The organism is Gracilibacillus lacisalsi DSM 19029 (genome assembly GCF_000377765.1).
GTDB classification, from domain to species: domain Bacteria; phylum Bacillota; class Bacilli; order Bacillales; family Amphibacillaceae; genus Gracilibacillus; species Gracilibacillus lacisalsi.
The window spans coordinates 72,517-88,843 of the sequence record NZ_KB898676.1; the positions used below are offsets into that span (position 1 = coordinate 72,517).

The window sequence follows — 16,327 nt, forward strand, 5'->3', positions numbered from 1 at the left end:
ACTGTACATCTTTGCGCCCCCTTCCCAATAAGGTATCTAATTTGTATTAGTTCGATTGCTAATTGCTAGAGTTTTTGTTCAACATTCATTCTTCTTATTCGGATAAACTTACTTCTTCGCTTTCATTTTCAAATTCACTATACGCTTGTTGGAAAAGATTCAAAGAAGCTATCGCTTTAGGAAAACCAACATAACCACTACAATGATTAATCAATTCTAGAATTTCTTCCTTTGTTAATCCTACCTTAAGAGCGGCTTTGAAATGGAAAATTAGCGCAGTTCCGTGATCACCTTGTGAAATAAGAGATGATAACGTAATCAAAGCACGTTGACGAGAATCTAACGTATCATTAGAATAAATATCGCCATATCCGTATTCTAAAGCCATGTTGGCTAGCCTAGGAGAATACGCCTGCACAGCTTCCATCGTTTTAACCCCTTGTTCACCAGCAATTTCTCTAATTTTGTTCCACCCCATTTGTCGTTTATCCATGTTTTCAACCCTTTCTATTAAAATCATTAATTACTAACTAATTCTATATTCATTTGAATATTCCTTTATTTTACTAACGATTATGACGATACTTTTCCGTTCAAAAAGAGTGTGAAGAACATTATTAAGCCTTCTTCACACTCTACTAGTTCAAATAGTATATGATCTTTATTTCAATAAACCTAACATAAAATCGATATTGTCTGCGTATTCTGGAAAATCAATAAGAGGATTTCTATTCTTTTGTCTATGATAGATTTCTTTATTACGATGTTTTTCGTAAATAGATACTTCAAATTCTTTGTGCCAATTTACTAGCATTTCAATGTCTTTATCGTTGTATTGACTAATTTCCCCTGGGTATCTTAGCAAGAAGTACAATGTAGCTCGGGCAACCTCACCTTTGCCACTTTCGGGTTCAAATTTCTCATCTTCGTATTTCCCACAACTTGTTTTTATCGTTTCGGTTTCCATTTCTGGTGTGTAGTCTTCAAAATCAAAATAAGGATAATTAGATCTGGTCGAATTACACTTTTTTTCGCATGTGAAAAGATGGTGTAAATCGCCTCTCATCGGACTGCCCTGATCAAACCATGATTGAGGTACAACATGTTCACAATTAAACATGTTTTCCCTTTCAATGACCGCTACCGCTTTGTTCCATACATTATCAGTTTGAGGTTTATTATTTAACAACTTATCATATTCTTCTTTTCTTTTTAGCGCTGCTTCGTGATCTTCTCTAATGGCTTGCTCAGGATTCTTGTGGCTACCTGAATAGATACTTTTAAGGTTCCCGTCCATATGGAGATCAATTGTAGAATAAAGATAATCACGTGTTTCAGAATTATAAGGAAGCTGATTTTTGTGTGTTGTTGTAATTAACTGATGAAGTTGCTCAAATAATTTAGATTTATCCGCTTCATCAAAGTTAATGTCACAGTAATAATCCATGACAATACGAGAGTCTTCCTCTTCATCATAATACTCTTTCGTATTTTTAATTTTCTTTTGATACTCCCTTAATTCCAACAATGCGTTTTTTAAATCTTTCCCTTCCGACTTATTCAAGATTATTCCCCCTTCTACTTACCATAAGAAAAGGACAGGAAGGAGGATTTTTAACAGCCAACCTGTCCATTCATATATAACAACTCACATTACGACATGATAGTTAGACCGAGATTTTCCTATCTAGTTTTAAGATCAATCAGTTCTCTCCACACTTGGAGCACTAATCCGATCTAATTGGTCAACTAGGTTCAATAGGAGAAAGCCATTTCCCTCTGCGCTTTTTTGATAATCAAGTGGAAGCGTACGTCTGATAAGTTGCGCATAGATTTCTGGTTCAACTAGAGATCTATCAAACTCTTTTTCACTTAAATTAATCAGTAAGGCTAAAGCTCCTGCAACATGCGGCGCTGCCATCGAGGTCCCTGATAGTTTAGCAAATTTATTATCTATATATGTTGATAAAACATCCACACCTGGGGCTACAAGATCCACTTCCTTATTAGTATTAGAAAAAGGAGCAAGCTGTAATTCCATATCTACAGCACCAACGCAAATCACTTCTGTATAAGCTGCAGGGTAAGCATACTCAGGTGTTTCCTCATCCCCGTCTCCTTCATTTCCCGCCGCAACAACGACAGATACATCTTGATTAACTGCATGTTGAATCGCTTCATGCATCTCATCTACGTCATTAGGACCACCTAGAGACATGCAAATTACTCGCGCTCGCTCATTGTTTGGACCACGCCATTCAACTGCATAGTTTATTGCATCTATGATCCAATCATATTCACCTGAACCTTCCCCTGTTAACGCCTTTAGACTTAATAGTTTAGCTTTTGGAGCAACACCTACAACTCCCTCTCCATCAAGGCTTGCTGCAATGGTTCCAGATACGTGTGTGCCATGACCGTTATTGTCTTCATAGTTGTCTTGGTCTCCGTTATAATCTGATGTAAAATTTCTACCACCAATTATTCGCTCCTTTAGATCTGGATGATCCGACTCAATACCAGTGTCTATAACCGCAATAACAATACCTTCCCCTTCATTGCTTTTCTCCCAAATGGCAGGAGCCTGTACTAATTGAATACCTTCTGGAGTCTCATTTTTTGAATCCTCAATCGACTGAATCGTGTAAGGTATTAAATGAACCTTTTTTTGTGTCATACGTCATCCTCCTTCAGTAAAATATCTTCTCTCTATAATATATGTACTAGGCTTGCTAAAGTTTACTAGTTTTACTATATTTAATATATTTGTAATATTTGACATTTTATTTTTACATAGAGAAATAGTCTGTATCCGTATTCATAAGCTTTTATATACAATCAGCCCTTTGTTATACATATAACCTCAATCGTTTATGTATAAACAAATAAATGAGGAATGTTAATATTCCTCATTTAACATATAGAGTAATATCATTTATAACTCTAGCGCTCACTTTCATTATTTTATTGCATAATATAAGCTTTCTTCTGCTAGTACAATATAGATGTCTTTCACGTCTATTTCAAAAATATTTATATCAGAGATATCATGTTGTTAATTGATAATATAGTAAATGAGTAACGCAATGATCAGATTAGTTATGCCAATTAAAGCTGCTCGAAAGGTAACAGTATTTCTAGTTCTTCTATCCTTTGCAGATTCTGTTGCATAATTGGCTCTCATTCGGTCTCCGCTTAGCAAGGCTCCTGAAAAAATCATCGAAATTCCAATGAACACGATGCCAATACCTCCGGTAATCACATATGCCTTATCCACTCCCCATATAATAATTGATAGTAAAACACCGATTACAGCGAAAATAATACCGATAAGAAAATATCTCAAGTTATCCCTCCTTGATATACATTTATGAATAACTATTAATTTTGTTTCACCTAGGAATTTAGCTAACTTCCTATTGCGATTTCACCTGTTAAAAAACTTTTTTGCTAAAATATACGAATGCAAAGGTTTTAATCTTATTTCTCGCTTTACTTACGCAAATTGAAAATGCTTGACGGTATGAAATGATTTAAAAAGGATTATCCCTGTATAAAGGGACAACCCTAACCATTTTTAATCGGCGATAATTTCTATTCTTTCTTCTGATAAATATGAACTGATTTCCAGATGGGATACATCAGTAGGCAATGCATCATAGCGTATTTCGAATTGATAACCACCAGTCCATTTACTGCTGGAACTACTACCCATAAGCTCTATTTTATTACCATCAGCTACAAGCTCTAGCTGATCAAACAAATTTTGATCGATCATTTCTTTCGTTGTAGAGCCCCTAATCACGGTTGTGGTTGGTGATGCTGTAATCGTCTCAAAGTCTACATAACCATTATCATAATCCATTCTTTGACCGATTCGCTGTTTGAAACTGGTACCCATCGCTTTATTAGGATCATAGTCAAAGGTTAGTGTTTTGTCTGACATTTGAAAATGTAAAGTTAATTCCTTAGCAAAACCATTTGGTGGTTCAAAGGAATATGTCCCCTTTACTGTACTTTTATCATCACTTAAATTGGCTGCCCCACTGTCCATATGAGAATTGGTAAGAAAACCAGATAGTTTAATTGGTGTATAATCTAACTCAGGATCATCCAGATTATTTGATTCACTCGTTAAGGTATAGTATAGAATGAATTGATTATCGTCAACCATTACTCCATTAACAGTAAATATTACCCCACTTTCTAATGTTATGCTTTCATTAATACTTTGGCCGTTTCCCATTTCGTTTAAATCTTGTAACGTATCCGATATGACATCTACGTTATCAAAACCTATTATTTTCTTACCATAATAAGCTAGCCCTTGGTAATTATAACTTATCAAGACCGAAAAAAAGATGATAGCTACCGCAAATTTCCAAATAACATTTGTTCTATTGGATTTTTTACTATCTTCTCTTTCTAAAGCAGCACGCAAGCGATCCTCTAGATGTTTCGGAGCATGAAGAGTGGCTAATTGTTGCTTTTCTTTTTGTATCTCTTTCTTTACACTACTCATTTTGATCACCTCGATACAAAGAATGTAACTTTTTTAAACCGTAGAATACTCTAGATTTTATCGTTCCTATAGAAGTATTCGTCATGTTGGCGATAGTTAGGAAATCAAGGTCATGTAAATATCTTAAGCGTATCGCCTCCGCTTGCTTTTCATTAAGATGTGCCAGCATGCTATGTATGTCTAATTGCCTCTCCACTCGTTCAAAATCATTATGAGCTTGTTTCAACGTATTTTCTGCTTCCTGTTCATCTAATAGAACGGTTTTATTTCTTTTGCGATAGGCATTATGACAACAATTGACTAATATCTTTTTACTCCAGCTGTAAAAAGATTTGTTGTTTTTTAATAAGTGAATGTTTTCATAAAGCTTAACAATCATATCTTCTATGACATCTAAAGCATCTTCTTCTTTTCTCATATAGGAAAATGCCAAGCGATAATAATCATCTTTTTGACTTAAAATCAGGCTTAAAAGTGCTTCTTTATCCCCTTTTTTTGCTTTCTTTACCAGTGCTACATTCATTACCGCTATCCCCCTCTCCTATATAAGAGTATTGAAACATGCAATAAGTTCATTATAAATGAAAAAAGAAGGGAAAACTTTTAACAATCTCCCCTTCTTTATCTTCGTTATTTATTTTTAGCTTTTTTTTGATTGATAGCAAGTAGGATGCCTGCACCTATCAGCAATAGACTAATAACTGTAACTTGGAAATACTGATAATATAATTGTTGAAAATTGATATGAAATAACTCTTCTAAATAACTAGCAAAGACGGGCATCAACACTGAATCCAGTAAATAGAACAAACCAAGTATAATGAGTGCAATACCAATCCATTTTTGATAACTAGCTAAATATTTTATAATCGGAACATCTTCCAGTACTTCATATTCAAACCGATTCGCTAATTGTAAGGCATCAAAGAAACTAAAAAACCAAATTAACGGAATCAGAAATAGAAAAAGTGATAAGTTTAGGACATCCAAAATGTAAATCGAAAATAAAAAGGATGCCATTATCTGAATACCTCTTTTCTGCAAGCCTAAGTATAAATGACCTGCCCCAGGGAAAATCGCTAATATAGTCGCGATCATCTTACTTTTTTTCTCATTATCATGTATTCGATTAAAATCGTCCATGATGGTTCGATCTTCTAATTCTTTACCTGCCTGTTTTTGATTTAATAGCTGGATAATATCAAACATGCTATATATCCAAATAATTGGCAGTGCTAAAAGAAAAATTAAAAAGACAGCACTCGTTAGAAAGCTAATAAAGAAAACCATGATGATCACGCCGAAAAAGGCAGCAAGTATGGTTAATCCACGATAAGACAAGCCTAAATAAAAATGTCCCATTCCAGGTATTACCGACAACAACATAGTAGTCACTCGCTCGTTAGATGTTTCCTTTAGGTGATGTGTTTGACTACTACTCTCATTTGTACCATTGTGTACTTTTGCTATGAAAAGTGTAATCGTAATATCCATCATATTAATACCCCATATCATGAAAGCTAAAAAGGCTAGCATAAAAAAAGTGTCATGATAGGGATCAAACCCGAATATTACCATATAAAAAGCTAATACAACAGTTATAGCAAACGCAAGTGTATAAAGAACACCTCGAATTTTATGTCCCCAGTAAATGTGTCCAAATCCTGGAATGAATCCTAGAAAAAATGCCGCTAATCCTGATTTATTCATGACGATGAACCCCCTTTATTTCTTGTAATACACCATCTGTTTTCGTCATTAGGTGATCCGTAATAGATCCACCTTTTTTTTGTTGGATATCTGATACATCTAATGCCCCTTGGAATACACCAGTAATAGTTAGTAAAATCGTTAAGCCAGCTGCTACAAGGTAATGGATGAATACATGGTTTTGTTTCTTTCTCGAAGGAGCAGGTAGTCTGATTTCCAATTGCTGAAGTGTATCATCTGTAAAATGAGCAGAAAGCCCGCTGTTCATTTCGACTTCCTCTACGATTGATAAATATAAATCAGTACATGTTTCACATTCTAATAAATGATTTTCAACTTCTGTCTCCTGGTTAGACTCTGCATTTATATAAGCCAGTAGAGCGTCTCTTGTCATATGTTTCATGTTAAAAATCCTCCTCCTTCCAGTTTTGCTTCATCCATTTTCTTGCTCGATATAATCTCATCTTGACATTCGTTTCTTCTACACCTAACTTTTGTGCGATTTGTTTATAAGTTAATTCTTCAAAATAATAAGCTTTCACCACGATTTGAAACTTTTCCGGCATGTTATTAATGTATTGATGAACCTTGTTTAATGTATCCTTACTGATGACTTGTTCGTCTGGATCTGTCTGCATACTTACTGGTTCAAATACTTCAAAGGTTTCTAATTCTTCGTTCTGTCTTGTCTTTTTTCGCTTATAATCAATTGCTTTATGTAGGGCAATACGACTAATCCAAGTTTTAAAGCCTTTATGCTGATAGGAAGAAAGAGCATCAATCATTTTAATAAAGGTTTCTTGTGCTAGATCTTCTGCGATCTTTTCATCATGTACAACACTATAAGTTACTTTAAAAACATGATGTTTGTACCGCTCTATCAACAAGCGGATCGCATGTTGATTGCCCGCTCTTATTTTTTTGATCAGTTGTTCATCTTGAATGATGCTCCCCCCTTCCTTTTTTGTCTCTCCTTTAATTGACGTTTAAAAAAGGAGAATGACTACAAAAATATTAAAATTTTTTTCACTTATATTTATCTGTAATCATGATATAATGAAAGAATAGAATACCAAAGAAGTCAGGAGTGAGGATTTGCCCAAGTTTCGAACGATTGTTTTCTTCCTGTTAATAGGAGGATTAATATGGTTTTTATATGAAGATGATTTTAAGCAAGATGGATTAACTGGCGTTTGGCATGAGATGAAGGATGATTTTAATCAATTAAAAAATAATAGCCAGATAAGCAGCACACTCAAAAACCTTCGTTTCGAATTAGAAAGTTTATTTAACTCCGTGACAGACGATCATTCTGAAGATGTACCTTCCCCTAATATAGAATCACCTGATCTCACGAAACCTACTGAACAAACTTTTTCGATTCATAACATCGAGATTAATGATAAAAAGTCAGATGTTGAAAGTATTCTTAATGACTCGAAACGAAGTACATTAAATGAATATGGGACAAATTGGTACACTTACCATGAACATTTCCAAAATTTTGTCATGGTTGCTTATAACGATGATAATCAGGTCGTAGGGCTGTACACCAATCAAGACTTGATTAGTTCGAGCGTTGATATAACCCTACAAAACGATAAAAATGACGTAAGAGAAACATTTGGAGAACCGCTTGATTCCATTAAAAAAGGATTTGTTAAATATCGTATCAATGATAACGATGAACAGGACACCTATTTAATCGATGATAACTATGTCACCATTTTTTATGACATGCATCAAGAGAATCGGATAGCGGCTATTCAAATCATTCATGAAAGTCTGGAAGACCAAAAGGAGGACTATTTTGCAGCTCCGGATAGTGCCTTAGCAGAGGGTTTAGAATATCAGCTGTTTGATCTTACCAATGCTGCAAGAGCTAAATTTGAAGAACCAATATTGGAATGGCATGAAACCTCTAGAGTAACTGCTCAAAATCATAGTGAAGATATGGCGGAAAATAATTATTTTGGACATACCAATTTAGATAACCAATCACCATTTGATCGCTTGGAAGAAGATAACATCACATTCCGTATGGCTGGAGAAAATTTAGCAGCAGGACAGCCTAGCAGTATCTTTGCTCATCAAGGACTTATGAATTCAAAAGGGCATCGGGACAATATTTTAAACTCCGATTTTAGACAAATGTCTGTAGGGGTTGCTTTTCAAGAAGATGGGCAACCATTCTATACTGAAACCTATTTAACGCAATAATGCTTACCTTCTAAAGGTAAGCATTATTTGTAATTAGGTAAGTACAAATTTTTGGATTTGTCTAGCTCCAAGCACCCAGAAACTAGGAGACTTCACGAATCGCCCTTCGATAATTAATTTTCGTTATCATGTTTCAGGTGATGTTTATGATCCCATTTTGGAATGAAGTTATTTTCCTGGAGCTTTTCATATTTTTTCTCCATATGTTGGATTATCTTTTGACCTTTTTCTTCTGGAAAAACACCATATTCTACGTATTTCTCAATGATTTGCTTTTCTTTTTCCATTACTTCCTGTTTCAGAGTTTTGATTTCATCTATCTGCTCATCAGATAGTTTCACTTCCTCTGTTTCTGCCTGTACAGACGAAAGGAATAATCCTCCAATGGAAATGGTCAATAAACATGCAATATAAAACTTCCGCAATTTGATCACACTCCTTTTTCCCTTAGTATTGCAATCTTTTGCATACTTATGCGAAAAATGGAGTGGTTAGCTGAAATCTTTCATCCAGTTTATTAGCAAATCTTCCTGATACAAGTCATTCGGATATTCAATGATTCCTGTATCCTCCTGCTCATATAGATACATTAATAACTCATTAATAGCTCCCATGTACTCCTGATACAGGAATTCATAACTGATCGTCTCCTCAGGCATGACTTGATCAGCACAAACTGCGGGATCACTATAATTAACGTATGTTCGACAGGGTAAAGGTCTTATCTCGTATGCCAAACATTGATTCCTTTCTGTGTCTAACATAACACAAGGTAATAAAGATTTTTTATAGTTATATTTGTGGTTGCGGTCTGTTACATCCAATTCGGAAAACTGTTTTACCTTATCCTTATACTCTCGATAGTAATGGGCAAAATGCTCCGCTATTTTTTCTTTTCGCTCTACAGGCATCTGTCTAATAGAATGCTTGATTAACTTTGCTTCCATCTTATTAATTACAATCGGAAAGTAGCAACAAAAAGCACAACCCATTCGGCAAGTTGGTTCTAAGTCTACGGTCTTTTCCATCTGATTAATTTCCGTTGATACGGCTTCAAGCAGAAGCTGAAAACTTTTAATTAATTTTTGGTCTGCGGAAAGATTGCTATCTATTAATTGATCAACAATTTGATAGAAAGCATCTTCGTTAATTTGGTATTTCTCATTTAATTCGTTGCATTTTTTTATAATTTCTTCCTGTGTTAAATAATGATTCATATTTGGTCTCCTACTAGTTTTCATTTCTTTGACTAGTATAACAGATTTTCGAACACTCAGTTTTACAGATTGTTTTTCAAATAGAAGAAGATTTGATCCAGCTCATGACAGGTTAAACTTATTGTTCCTGTCATTGTTTCTTTTAACTTTCCGATTGTGAGTTCATTAATATCTTTCAAGTTTCCTATTTGAAGATAATAATTGGTAAATTGCCAATCTAAATGATGATTATCTTTCAATTTATTTTTAATCAATTTCTTGGAAGTCATATAAGATTGATATTCTTCACTTGATAATTTATTCTTCGGCTTATATTTATATGGAGAGGATTTTATAACGAGAGAAAACCGATTCATATCCCAAATAAAGTACAGGCTGACCAAGATATTCTGGGACTTGTTTTTCCAACTTTTTTTATGTATCTCGTAATGCCAGTCAATATGACCTTTGCCCTGTACAGTAAATGTCTTTCTCCTATACTGTTCATTTTCATTTTCCAACTCTTTAAACAATACTTGGACTACCTTGTCAAAAACAAGTGGAACCGTCAAATCTTCATCTTTTACTTTTTGATTAACTTCTTTTAATGACCATTGGGGATCAATAGTCCAGTTGCAAGTGCGCTCAATTGGCTTATAATGGTTTGTTAAGAAATGATTCCACCAATGCCATAATATAATATGCTTCGAAATTTGTTGCAAGTAACGAGTAAATATCTGGTGAATAGTTTGATTACCAATATATACGATATTTCGCTCTTTTAAATTCATTTCTTTTAAAGGTGATAGATAACCAGTTTTAAAATAGACAGGTATAATATATCCTTTTGTTTCTAGCTTCTTTAAGGTATTAACATAAAATTCAGGTTGATCTTGACGACTTTCTCCACTATTTACTTTATCTTCTATGACAATATAGACTTTCTCATTAGAGATTTTCGATTCAAGGATTAATAAAATATCAATATGATGAGCTTGTTTCTTTATATCAACTAAATAATAATCTTCAAAACTTTCGGTAAAGGTTTGGTTTAATTTTTGAAATTGATGAAAGATATTATTTAATATGTCTTGTGCTATCTGTCCTGCTGTCTCTGCACTTTCTTTCCTAGCATACTCAAACAACCAACACAAAAAAGCGTCTTGTGAAAGTTCACTTGTTGCAAAATCAAATAAGTTTGGCTCCTCTATATAACCAGATCGGCTGTCGCGAGCTTCTCGTAATAATGATAAACCATCCAGGGAACCAACATATGCCTCCCAATATCCGCGTGCTAATATCGAGTCAATGTTCATCACTGGAAAACATACATTTTGGGCTTTATCTACAATTCTCCCATTATCACTATTAAGTGCAACTAAAAATATTTCTGAATTCTGCTTTGCAATAACCATAGGATAAGTCATGTTCTTTTGAATGAACCCACATTGATTGTCACATACATAGACAAAGTCAGCATCAAGATAAATCTTATGATTATTCATGAGTTCTAATGTTTCTGAAACTTGTTCTTCTACATTACCTCTACAAATAGGACACTTCGTATTAATCATAGTAGTCTCTCCTCTCCTCACTATAGACGTTTGATATGTAAAAAAAGCGCCATCTTTTTAAACTTCTTCATTTATATCGGCTTATCCCATTTATGATAAAGAAAAAGGCATAAACCATGTTTATTAGACTGATTTATACCCTCATCGTTAATCTTTTCACCGTACATATTCAACTGGAAATACTGTAAATTGATTACTGCAAACATACGAAATCATTAACCAAACAACTAAGCTGAGAAAAAATAACAGATCTTTATTCGTATAACCTAAATGATAATAAAAAGTTCGCTTATTATTTTTCGAGAATTGTTTCGCCTCCATAGATACGGCAATTCGATGGGCTCGTCGAATACTTTGGGCTAATAAAGGAATGGCATATAATTTTACTTTTTCATACATCCCTTTCATCCCTTTTGAATATTGGACACCTCTCACCTTTAATGCTTGACGTAATGTTTGAAATTCTTCCACAATGATCGGTAACATACGGATTGCTGCCATAAAACTATAAGCATACTTTGGCTTTAACTTTAATTGCTGCATCGTGGAGTAAAATAAATATACGGGTCTAGTCGTTAAAGCGAATAGTAAACTTAAAAGGCCAAAAACCATACTTCTTAATCCTAAGTGAATGCCACGATAAAAACTCTCCTCTGTGATATGTATGAGACCGAATTTAAACCACGTTTGCTCTCCCTCCCCAAAAAAGATCATCGTTGTAGAGGAGGAAAGAAAAATAATCGTTAATGGAATAGCTAATAACCCGATAACTTTCCAACGATGACCGGTACCGAAAAGATAAAGCACAACAATTCCAGTAATCATATACAACAAAAAGTTAGGATTATGGACAAACAACAAACCAATAAATAGAGCAGTTAATGTCAATAATTTAAAACTAGGATTTATCTGATGTAACCAGGTTGGTTGGTAACTAATACTAATAGACATACATATCATCCTTCAAGATATTTTCTTGCACTCTGGAAAGATCGAATCTTTCCATAAGTTCCCCATCTTTTATTCGCCATTCCTTCGTTGCATATAATTCAACTATTTCAGGCTGATGGGTAACCATCACAATGGTGATGCCATTTTTTCGGCATTCTTCAAAAAGTTCAAGCATTTGAAAAGTGTTTTTGGCATCTTGACCAAAAGTCGGTTCATCCAAGAGTAGAATATCAACATCTGCAATCGTAGCGGTTGCTACACTTAATCGTTTCTTTTGACCAATCGATAATTGATAGGGATGGTGGTCTTTAACATGATATAAGTTATATCTTTTTAAATGGGTTTCTATCCTATCTGCAAACTCTTCTGGGTGAACCTCACTATTTTTCAAAGAGTGCTCTAGTTCGGCATAAACACTATTCGTGATAAATTGCAGTTCAGGATTTTGGAACACATACCCCATCTTCCGATAATCACATGTGTTAATATTATCTGATAAAAAATAGTTAATCTCTCCTGATGTTTTAATCAATTGCATTATTGCAAGCATCAACGTACTTTTACCTGAACCATTTTCACCAGTTATCGCTAGCCAGTCTCCTCGACGAATCACTGCATCATTAACATGCATTTTTATTTGTTTTTGGTAGTAACCCTGAAAGGAATCCATGGTTATGATCGGTTGATGCACGTTATCATATTGGGCATAATTAGGAAGTTGGCGGGCATAGTCGTCCCAAATATTTGGATACCATATCCCATACTGATACAACTTACTTCGGAATCGACTGAATATATCGTTTGGTTCACCATCAGCCACTATAGCACCTATTTCATCTAAAATAATGACCCGATCAACTAAGGGTAAAACATGATCAATTTTATGTTCAACAATCACCACTGTCTTATCTTCAGAAACTTCCTTCAAGGTATCCCAAACTTGTTTCGTGCCAACCTGATCCAGCATAGCGGTTGGTTCATCTAAGAACAACACTTCAGGTTCCAAGGCTAATACCGATGCTATCGCAAGCCGCTGTTTCATACCGCCTGATAATTGCTGGACAGAAACGTGTTCATCCGCTAATTGTAAACCAACCTGATCTAGGTATTGGCTAATTAAGGGAGCCATATTTTGCTGTGGTATGTTTCTATTTTCGAGTACAAAAGCAATCTCCTCATCTACATAAGGCATACAAAACTGGGCATCTGGATCTTGAAAAACCATACCATACGATTCTGAAATCTTCCGTTTATCAGCTTTAATAGGTACTTCTATCACGTCAGGTATTAAGCCAGCCAATATCTGAAGTAAGGTGGACTTTCCCGATCCAGATGGACCGACAAGCAGTACTTTCTCACCTTGTTGAATGGATAGTGAAACATCTTTGAATAATAATGATGTTTCATTTGGATATTTAGCTCGTAAATTTTTCACTTCAAGCATGCCAATTTACCTCATCTCATCTTCAAGTCTTTGATAATCATCATTAGATACTGGACGGATTGCCTTTGTGACACCCGTTTTGTCCAATGCTTCTACCAAGTAATAAGCAAAGACACCCGTAATCAATATCGATCCTACTAACCTAGCAACGATCAATAATGTAAGATTCCATAGTGCTAATGAATCGATATATCCATAAAAAACATCTAATAGGAGCGATCCTACCGCAGCGCCTATTGCTGCTAGACAAGTAACATACAGACGATAACTCTTATATCGATACATAGCAAAGATTAGTTCACAGCCTAATCCCTGTACAAGACCATATAGAAGGAGAGATATACCCCATTGTCCACCAAATAAAAATTCTCCTTGAGCAGCTGCGAGTTCTGCTAATAAAGCAATACCCGGCTTGCGAATAATCAGAAAAGCCACTGTTGCAGCCATAAACCACATCCCGTATATTAACTGATCCACATGTAAACCAAGTATCCCTATAAAGCTGTATAATGGGCCCCACAGTTTGTAAATCACACTAAAAATAAAGGCAATAACAATTGTTATTAAAATATCAGTCAAAGTTAACGTTTTTCTCATCTACATCCATCTCCTTTTTTAATTAAGAATAAGTATTTGTCGAGTCTTACCCGTTCTTGATCACACACTTAGTTACCAGCTAAACCCTCCTCCAAACACAAAAAGCCACTATCCATACATACGTAGAGATAGTGGCTATACTTATCCATATAAAAAGTATTGCAATATATTAGATACTAGCCACTTCCCTACGCTGGTATGAACCAGATCAGGTTCTAAGGGTCTTAAAGTATTACTTTAATCTCAGTCTTTAAAAGACACCCCTAGTGGAATGTGTTGATAATATTTAATTCGACTTCATCATATCAAATTTTTCCATATTGTCAAGAAATTTTTTTGTAAATCAGATTGCATGAAACGATATTTTTTGATATAGTTGGTAGCAACGTAAAACAATTAAATATTTTGCTTCAATTTTTATTGAAGTGAGAATAGAGGTGCAAAAACCATTAGTACATAGTGGGAGGCTGGTGTTGCCTGAGAAAGCTATCGAAAGGGGAATTTGCCGAAGTAAAATAAGTACGCATCAACTTATTTTACTGGTCCTTCATTGAACAAATGCAGGGCTGTCATATAGTGCCACACTATATGGAGGGCTATCTCACGCATCGAATCCGATTTGAATTCCAGATGCAACAATGCCCTCATTGTTGCATCTTTTTATATTCAATTGGTGATGAGATACCCTCTATTCAATGGAACTAGTCAAATTGTTTTAAATCTTTGAATAGAGGTGGATATATCATGAACTTTGGACGTGTATTAACAGCGATGGTAACTCCCTTTGATCAAAATGGAGACATTGATTATGGAAAAACAGAACGATTAATTAATTATTTACTACAAAATGGAACTGATGCACTAGTTGTTGCTGGAACAACTGGAGAAACTCCTACACTATCAAAAGAAGAGAAATTATCACTGATTAAATTTACGGTCAAAACAGTTAATGGTCGCGTACCTGTCATAGCAGGGACAGGATCAAACAACACTCGTGAATCTATAGAAATGACGAAAAAGGCGGAGACGATTGGTGTAGATGGGGTTATGCTTGTTGCCCCCTACTACAATAAACCTTCACAGGAAGGCTTGTATCAACACTTTAAAGTCATTGCGGAATCTACTACACTCCCAGTGATGTTGTATAATATTCCAGGAAGAACGAGTGTTAATGTGAATCCAGAAACGATTATTGAACTTTCTAAAATCGATAATATCGTTTCTGTAAAAGAAGCTAGTGGTAACCTCGATGTGATGACCAAAATCATTCGAGAAACAGATCAGAACTTCTCACTATACAGTGGTGATGATAATTTAACACTTCCTGCTGTTGCCATTGGAGCAAATGGAATAGTATCAGTCTCTTCACATATTATTGGTAACGAAATGAATGAAATGGTTGCTGCTTGTCAAAATGGCGACTTTTGGAGAGCACAGGAGTTACATCAATATTTACTCCCAATTATGCAAACAATGTTTATGGCACCAAGTCCTACACCGGTAAAGGCAGCTCTAGGGATGAATGGTATAGACGTAGGAAATGTCCGTTTACCACTATTGCCATTAAACGAAGAAGAAATGCAAATATTAAGACACCATTTACATTTCCTTCAAGAAAATTATTATGCTGGTTAATATAAAAACAGTTCACTAACTATAAAGTGAACTGTTTTCATTTTTTCATATAAAGAAAACATTTAACCATTGGTGGAACATTTTTACAATGGGTTAGAAATTGCTATTTATGAGTAAAAACAACCACGTTACCTCATGCTAGCGTTGTAGAGCAGATCTTAGCGAAGGCCGCACACTTCCACTCCTGTGGGAATGGTTTGACTTGAAGATCCACTTTTTCGAGTGGGTTTTGCTCGAAAAAGTTAGCTGAAGGGTAAACCCCACGGAAAGACCAGCTATGGAAAGTCAACCATAAAGATGTAATTTTTAAAGAATTATTTTTCATTTAAAAAAAGACATGCGAAAATACACCTCATGTGAGAGGTGTTTCAAGGGAAAGTATGTTCGAATTTTATTTACTTAACATGTGGTTCATATGGCTTGTTATCTCGTAATATGGCGAAAATAATATGTGTTAGCTTTCTGGCTACGGCGCCAA

General features: G+C 34.9%; 17 protein-coding genes and 2 riboswitches. Of the genes, 2 read left to right on the forward strand and 15 right to left on the reverse strand.

Going from position 1 to position 16,327, the window contains the following annotated elements; translation table 11 throughout:
- Positions 1 to 94: 94 nt before the first annotated feature.
- From D569_RS0117845 to D569_RS0117885, 9 genes are all read right to left on the reverse strand, one after another.
- Positions 95 to 493 carry a carboxymuconolactone decarboxylase family protein gene (locus D569_RS0117845; protein ID WP_018933800.1) on the reverse strand — a complete coding sequence of 133 codons (399 nt, stop codon included), beginning with the start codon at positions 491 to 493 and terminating at the stop codon, positions 95 to 97.
- Between the two features lie 168 nt (positions 494 to 661).
- Complete coding sequence (locus tag D569_RS0117850; protein ID WP_018933801.1) at positions 662 to 1,564, reverse strand: endonuclease I family protein; 903 nt, start codon at positions 1,562 to 1,564, stop codon at positions 662 to 664.
- 135 nt (positions 1,565 to 1,699) lie between these two features.
- Entirely contained in the window at positions 1,700 to 2,677 is a 978-nt protein-coding gene (locus D569_RS0117855) for a S8 family peptidase (protein ID WP_018933802.1), read from the reverse strand.
- Positions 2,678 to 3,055: 378 nt separating this feature from the next.
- A complete protein-coding gene (locus tag D569_RS0117860; RefSeq protein ID WP_018933803.1) occupies positions 3,056 to 3,346 on the reverse strand; it encodes a DUF5316 family protein in 291 nt (96 codons plus the stop codon).
- A 231-nt stretch (positions 3,347 to 3,577) separates the two neighbouring features.
- The gene (locus tag D569_RS23130) at positions 3,578 to 4,522 is read right to left on the reverse strand and encodes a DUF4179 domain-containing protein (RefSeq protein ID WP_018933804.1); all 945 of its coding nucleotides are present in this window, start codon (positions 4,520 to 4,522) and stop codon (positions 3,578 to 3,580) included.
- On the reverse strand, positions 4,515 to 5,045 hold the full coding sequence (locus D569_RS0117870; protein WP_018933805.1) for a sigma-70 family RNA polymerase sigma factor: 531 nt from the start codon (positions 5,043 to 5,045) through the stop codon (positions 4,515 to 4,517). Before D569_RS0117870 ends, D569_RS23130 begins: the two co-directional genes overlap by 8 nt.
- Before the next feature lie 107 nt (positions 5,046 to 5,152).
- On the reverse strand, positions 5,153 to 6,232 hold the full coding sequence (locus tag D569_RS0117875; RefSeq protein ID WP_018933806.1) for a hypothetical protein: 1,080 nt from the start codon (positions 6,230 to 6,232) through the stop codon (positions 5,153 to 5,155).
- On the reverse strand, positions 6,225 to 6,635 hold the full coding sequence (locus D569_RS0117880; RefSeq protein WP_018933807.1) for an anti-sigma factor: 411 nt from the start codon (positions 6,633 to 6,635) through the stop codon (positions 6,225 to 6,227). Before D569_RS0117880 ends, D569_RS0117875 begins: the two co-directional genes overlap by 8 nt.
- Before the next feature lies 1 nt (position 6,636).
- Complete coding sequence (locus D569_RS0117885; RefSeq protein ID WP_083939075.1) at positions 6,637 to 7,212, reverse strand: sigma-70 family RNA polymerase sigma factor; 576 nt, start codon at positions 7,210 to 7,212, stop codon at positions 6,637 to 6,639.
- A gap of 115 nt (positions 7,213 to 7,327) precedes the next feature.
- On the opposite strand from D569_RS0117885, the gene D569_RS0117890 reads away from it, so the two are divergent.
- Positions 7,328 to 8,452 carry a CAP domain-containing protein gene (locus tag D569_RS0117890; protein WP_018933809.1) on the forward strand — a complete coding sequence of 375 codons (1,125 nt, stop codon included), beginning with the start codon at positions 7,328 to 7,330 and terminating at the stop codon, positions 8,450 to 8,452.
- 113 nt (positions 8,453 to 8,565) lie between these two features.
- On the opposite strand, the gene D569_RS23135 is transcribed toward D569_RS0117890, so the two are convergent.
- From D569_RS23135 to D569_RS0117920, 6 genes are all read right to left on the reverse strand, one after another.
- Positions 8,566 to 8,877, reverse strand: coding sequence for a YckD family protein (locus tag D569_RS23135; protein ID WP_018933810.1), 312 nt, complete (start codon positions 8,875 to 8,877; stop codon positions 8,566 to 8,568).
- Between the two features lie 66 nt (positions 8,878 to 8,943).
- A complete protein-coding gene (locus D569_RS0117900; RefSeq protein WP_018933811.1) occupies positions 8,944 to 9,669 on the reverse strand; it encodes a YkgJ family cysteine cluster protein in 726 nt (241 codons plus the stop codon).
- 62 nt (positions 9,670 to 9,731) lie between these two features.
- Positions 9,732 to 11,222: a PD-(D/E)XK nuclease family protein gene (locus D569_RS0117905; RefSeq protein ID WP_018933812.1), complete on the reverse strand. Its 1,491-nt coding sequence runs from the start codon at positions 11,220 to 11,222 to the stop codon at positions 9,732 to 9,734.
- Between the two features lie 156 nt (positions 11,223 to 11,378).
- A complete protein-coding gene (locus D569_RS0117910; RefSeq protein ID WP_018933813.1) occupies positions 11,379 to 12,173 on the reverse strand; it encodes an energy-coupling factor transporter transmembrane component T family protein in 795 nt (264 codons plus the stop codon).
- A complete protein-coding gene (locus D569_RS0117915; protein WP_018933814.1) occupies positions 12,163 to 13,617 on the reverse strand; it encodes an ABC transporter ATP-binding protein in 1,455 nt (484 codons plus the stop codon). The genes D569_RS0117910 and D569_RS0117915 overlap by 11 nt, the downstream gene beginning before the upstream one ends.
- A gap of 6 nt (positions 13,618 to 13,623) precedes the next feature.
- Positions 13,624 to 14,214, reverse strand: coding sequence for an ECF transporter S component (locus D569_RS0117920; protein ID WP_018933815.1), 591 nt, complete (start codon positions 14,212 to 14,214; stop codon positions 13,624 to 13,626).
- Between the two features lie 168 nt (positions 14,215 to 14,382).
- Positions 14,383 to 14,489, reverse strand: a riboswitch (TPP riboswitch).
- A gap of 149 nt (positions 14,490 to 14,638) precedes the next feature.
- Positions 14,639 to 14,821, forward strand: a riboswitch (Lysine riboswitch).
- A 137-nt stretch (positions 14,822 to 14,958) separates the two neighbouring features.
- On the opposite strand from D569_RS0117920, the gene dapA reads away from it, so the two are divergent.
- Positions 14,959 to 15,849, forward strand: coding sequence for a 4-hydroxy-tetrahydrodipicolinate synthase (dapA, locus tag D569_RS0117925; protein ID WP_018933816.1), 891 nt, complete (start codon positions 14,959 to 14,961; stop codon positions 15,847 to 15,849).
- The last annotated feature ends 478 nt before the right edge of the window (positions 15,850 to 16,327 follow it).

Excerpts from the sequence above, each read along its gene's own strand:
- D569_RS0117845 (WP_018933800.1), bottom strand. The coding sequence starts at position 493 with ATGGATAAACGACAAATGGGGTGGAACAAAATTAGAGAAATTGCTGGT.
- D569_RS0117855 (WP_018933802.1), bottom strand. The coding sequence starts at position 2,677 with ATGACACAAAAAAAGGTTCATTTAATACCTTACACGATTCAGTCGATT.
- D569_RS23130 (WP_018933804.1), bottom strand. The coding sequence starts at position 4,522 with ATGAGTAGTGTAAAGAAAGAGATACAAAAAGAAAAGCAACAATTAGCC.
- D569_RS0117870 (WP_018933805.1), bottom strand. The coding sequence starts at position 5,045 with ATGAATGTAGCACTGGTAAAGAAAGCAAAAAAAGGGGATAAAGAAGCA.
- D569_RS0117875 (WP_018933806.1), bottom strand. The coding sequence starts at position 6,232 with ATGAATAAATCAGGATTAGCGGCATTTTTTCTAGGATTCATTCCAGGA.
- D569_RS0117880 (WP_018933807.1), bottom strand. The coding sequence starts at position 6,635 with ATGAAACATATGACAAGAGACGCTCTACTGGCTTATATAAATGCAGAG.
- D569_RS0117900 (WP_018933811.1), bottom strand. The coding sequence starts at position 9,669 with ATGAATCATTATTTAACACAGGAAGAAATTATAAAAAAATGCAACGAA.
- D569_RS0117905 (WP_018933812.1), bottom strand. The coding sequence starts at position 11,222 with ATGATTAATACGAAGTGTCCTATTTGTAGAGGTAATGTAGAAGAACAA.
- D569_RS0117910 (WP_018933813.1), bottom strand. The coding sequence starts at position 12,173 with ATGTCTATTAGTATTAGTTACCAACCAACCTGGTTACATCAGATAAAT.
- D569_RS0117915 (WP_018933814.1), bottom strand. The coding sequence starts at position 13,617 with ATGCTTGAAGTGAAAAATTTACGAGCTAAATATCCAAATGAAACATCA.
- D569_RS0117920 (WP_018933815.1), bottom strand. The coding sequence starts at position 14,214 with ATGAGAAAAACGTTAACTTTGACTGATATTTTAATAACAATTGTTATT.
- dapA (WP_018933816.1), top strand. The coding sequence starts at position 14,959 with ATGAACTTTGGACGTGTATTAACAGCGATGGTAACTCCCTTTGATCAA.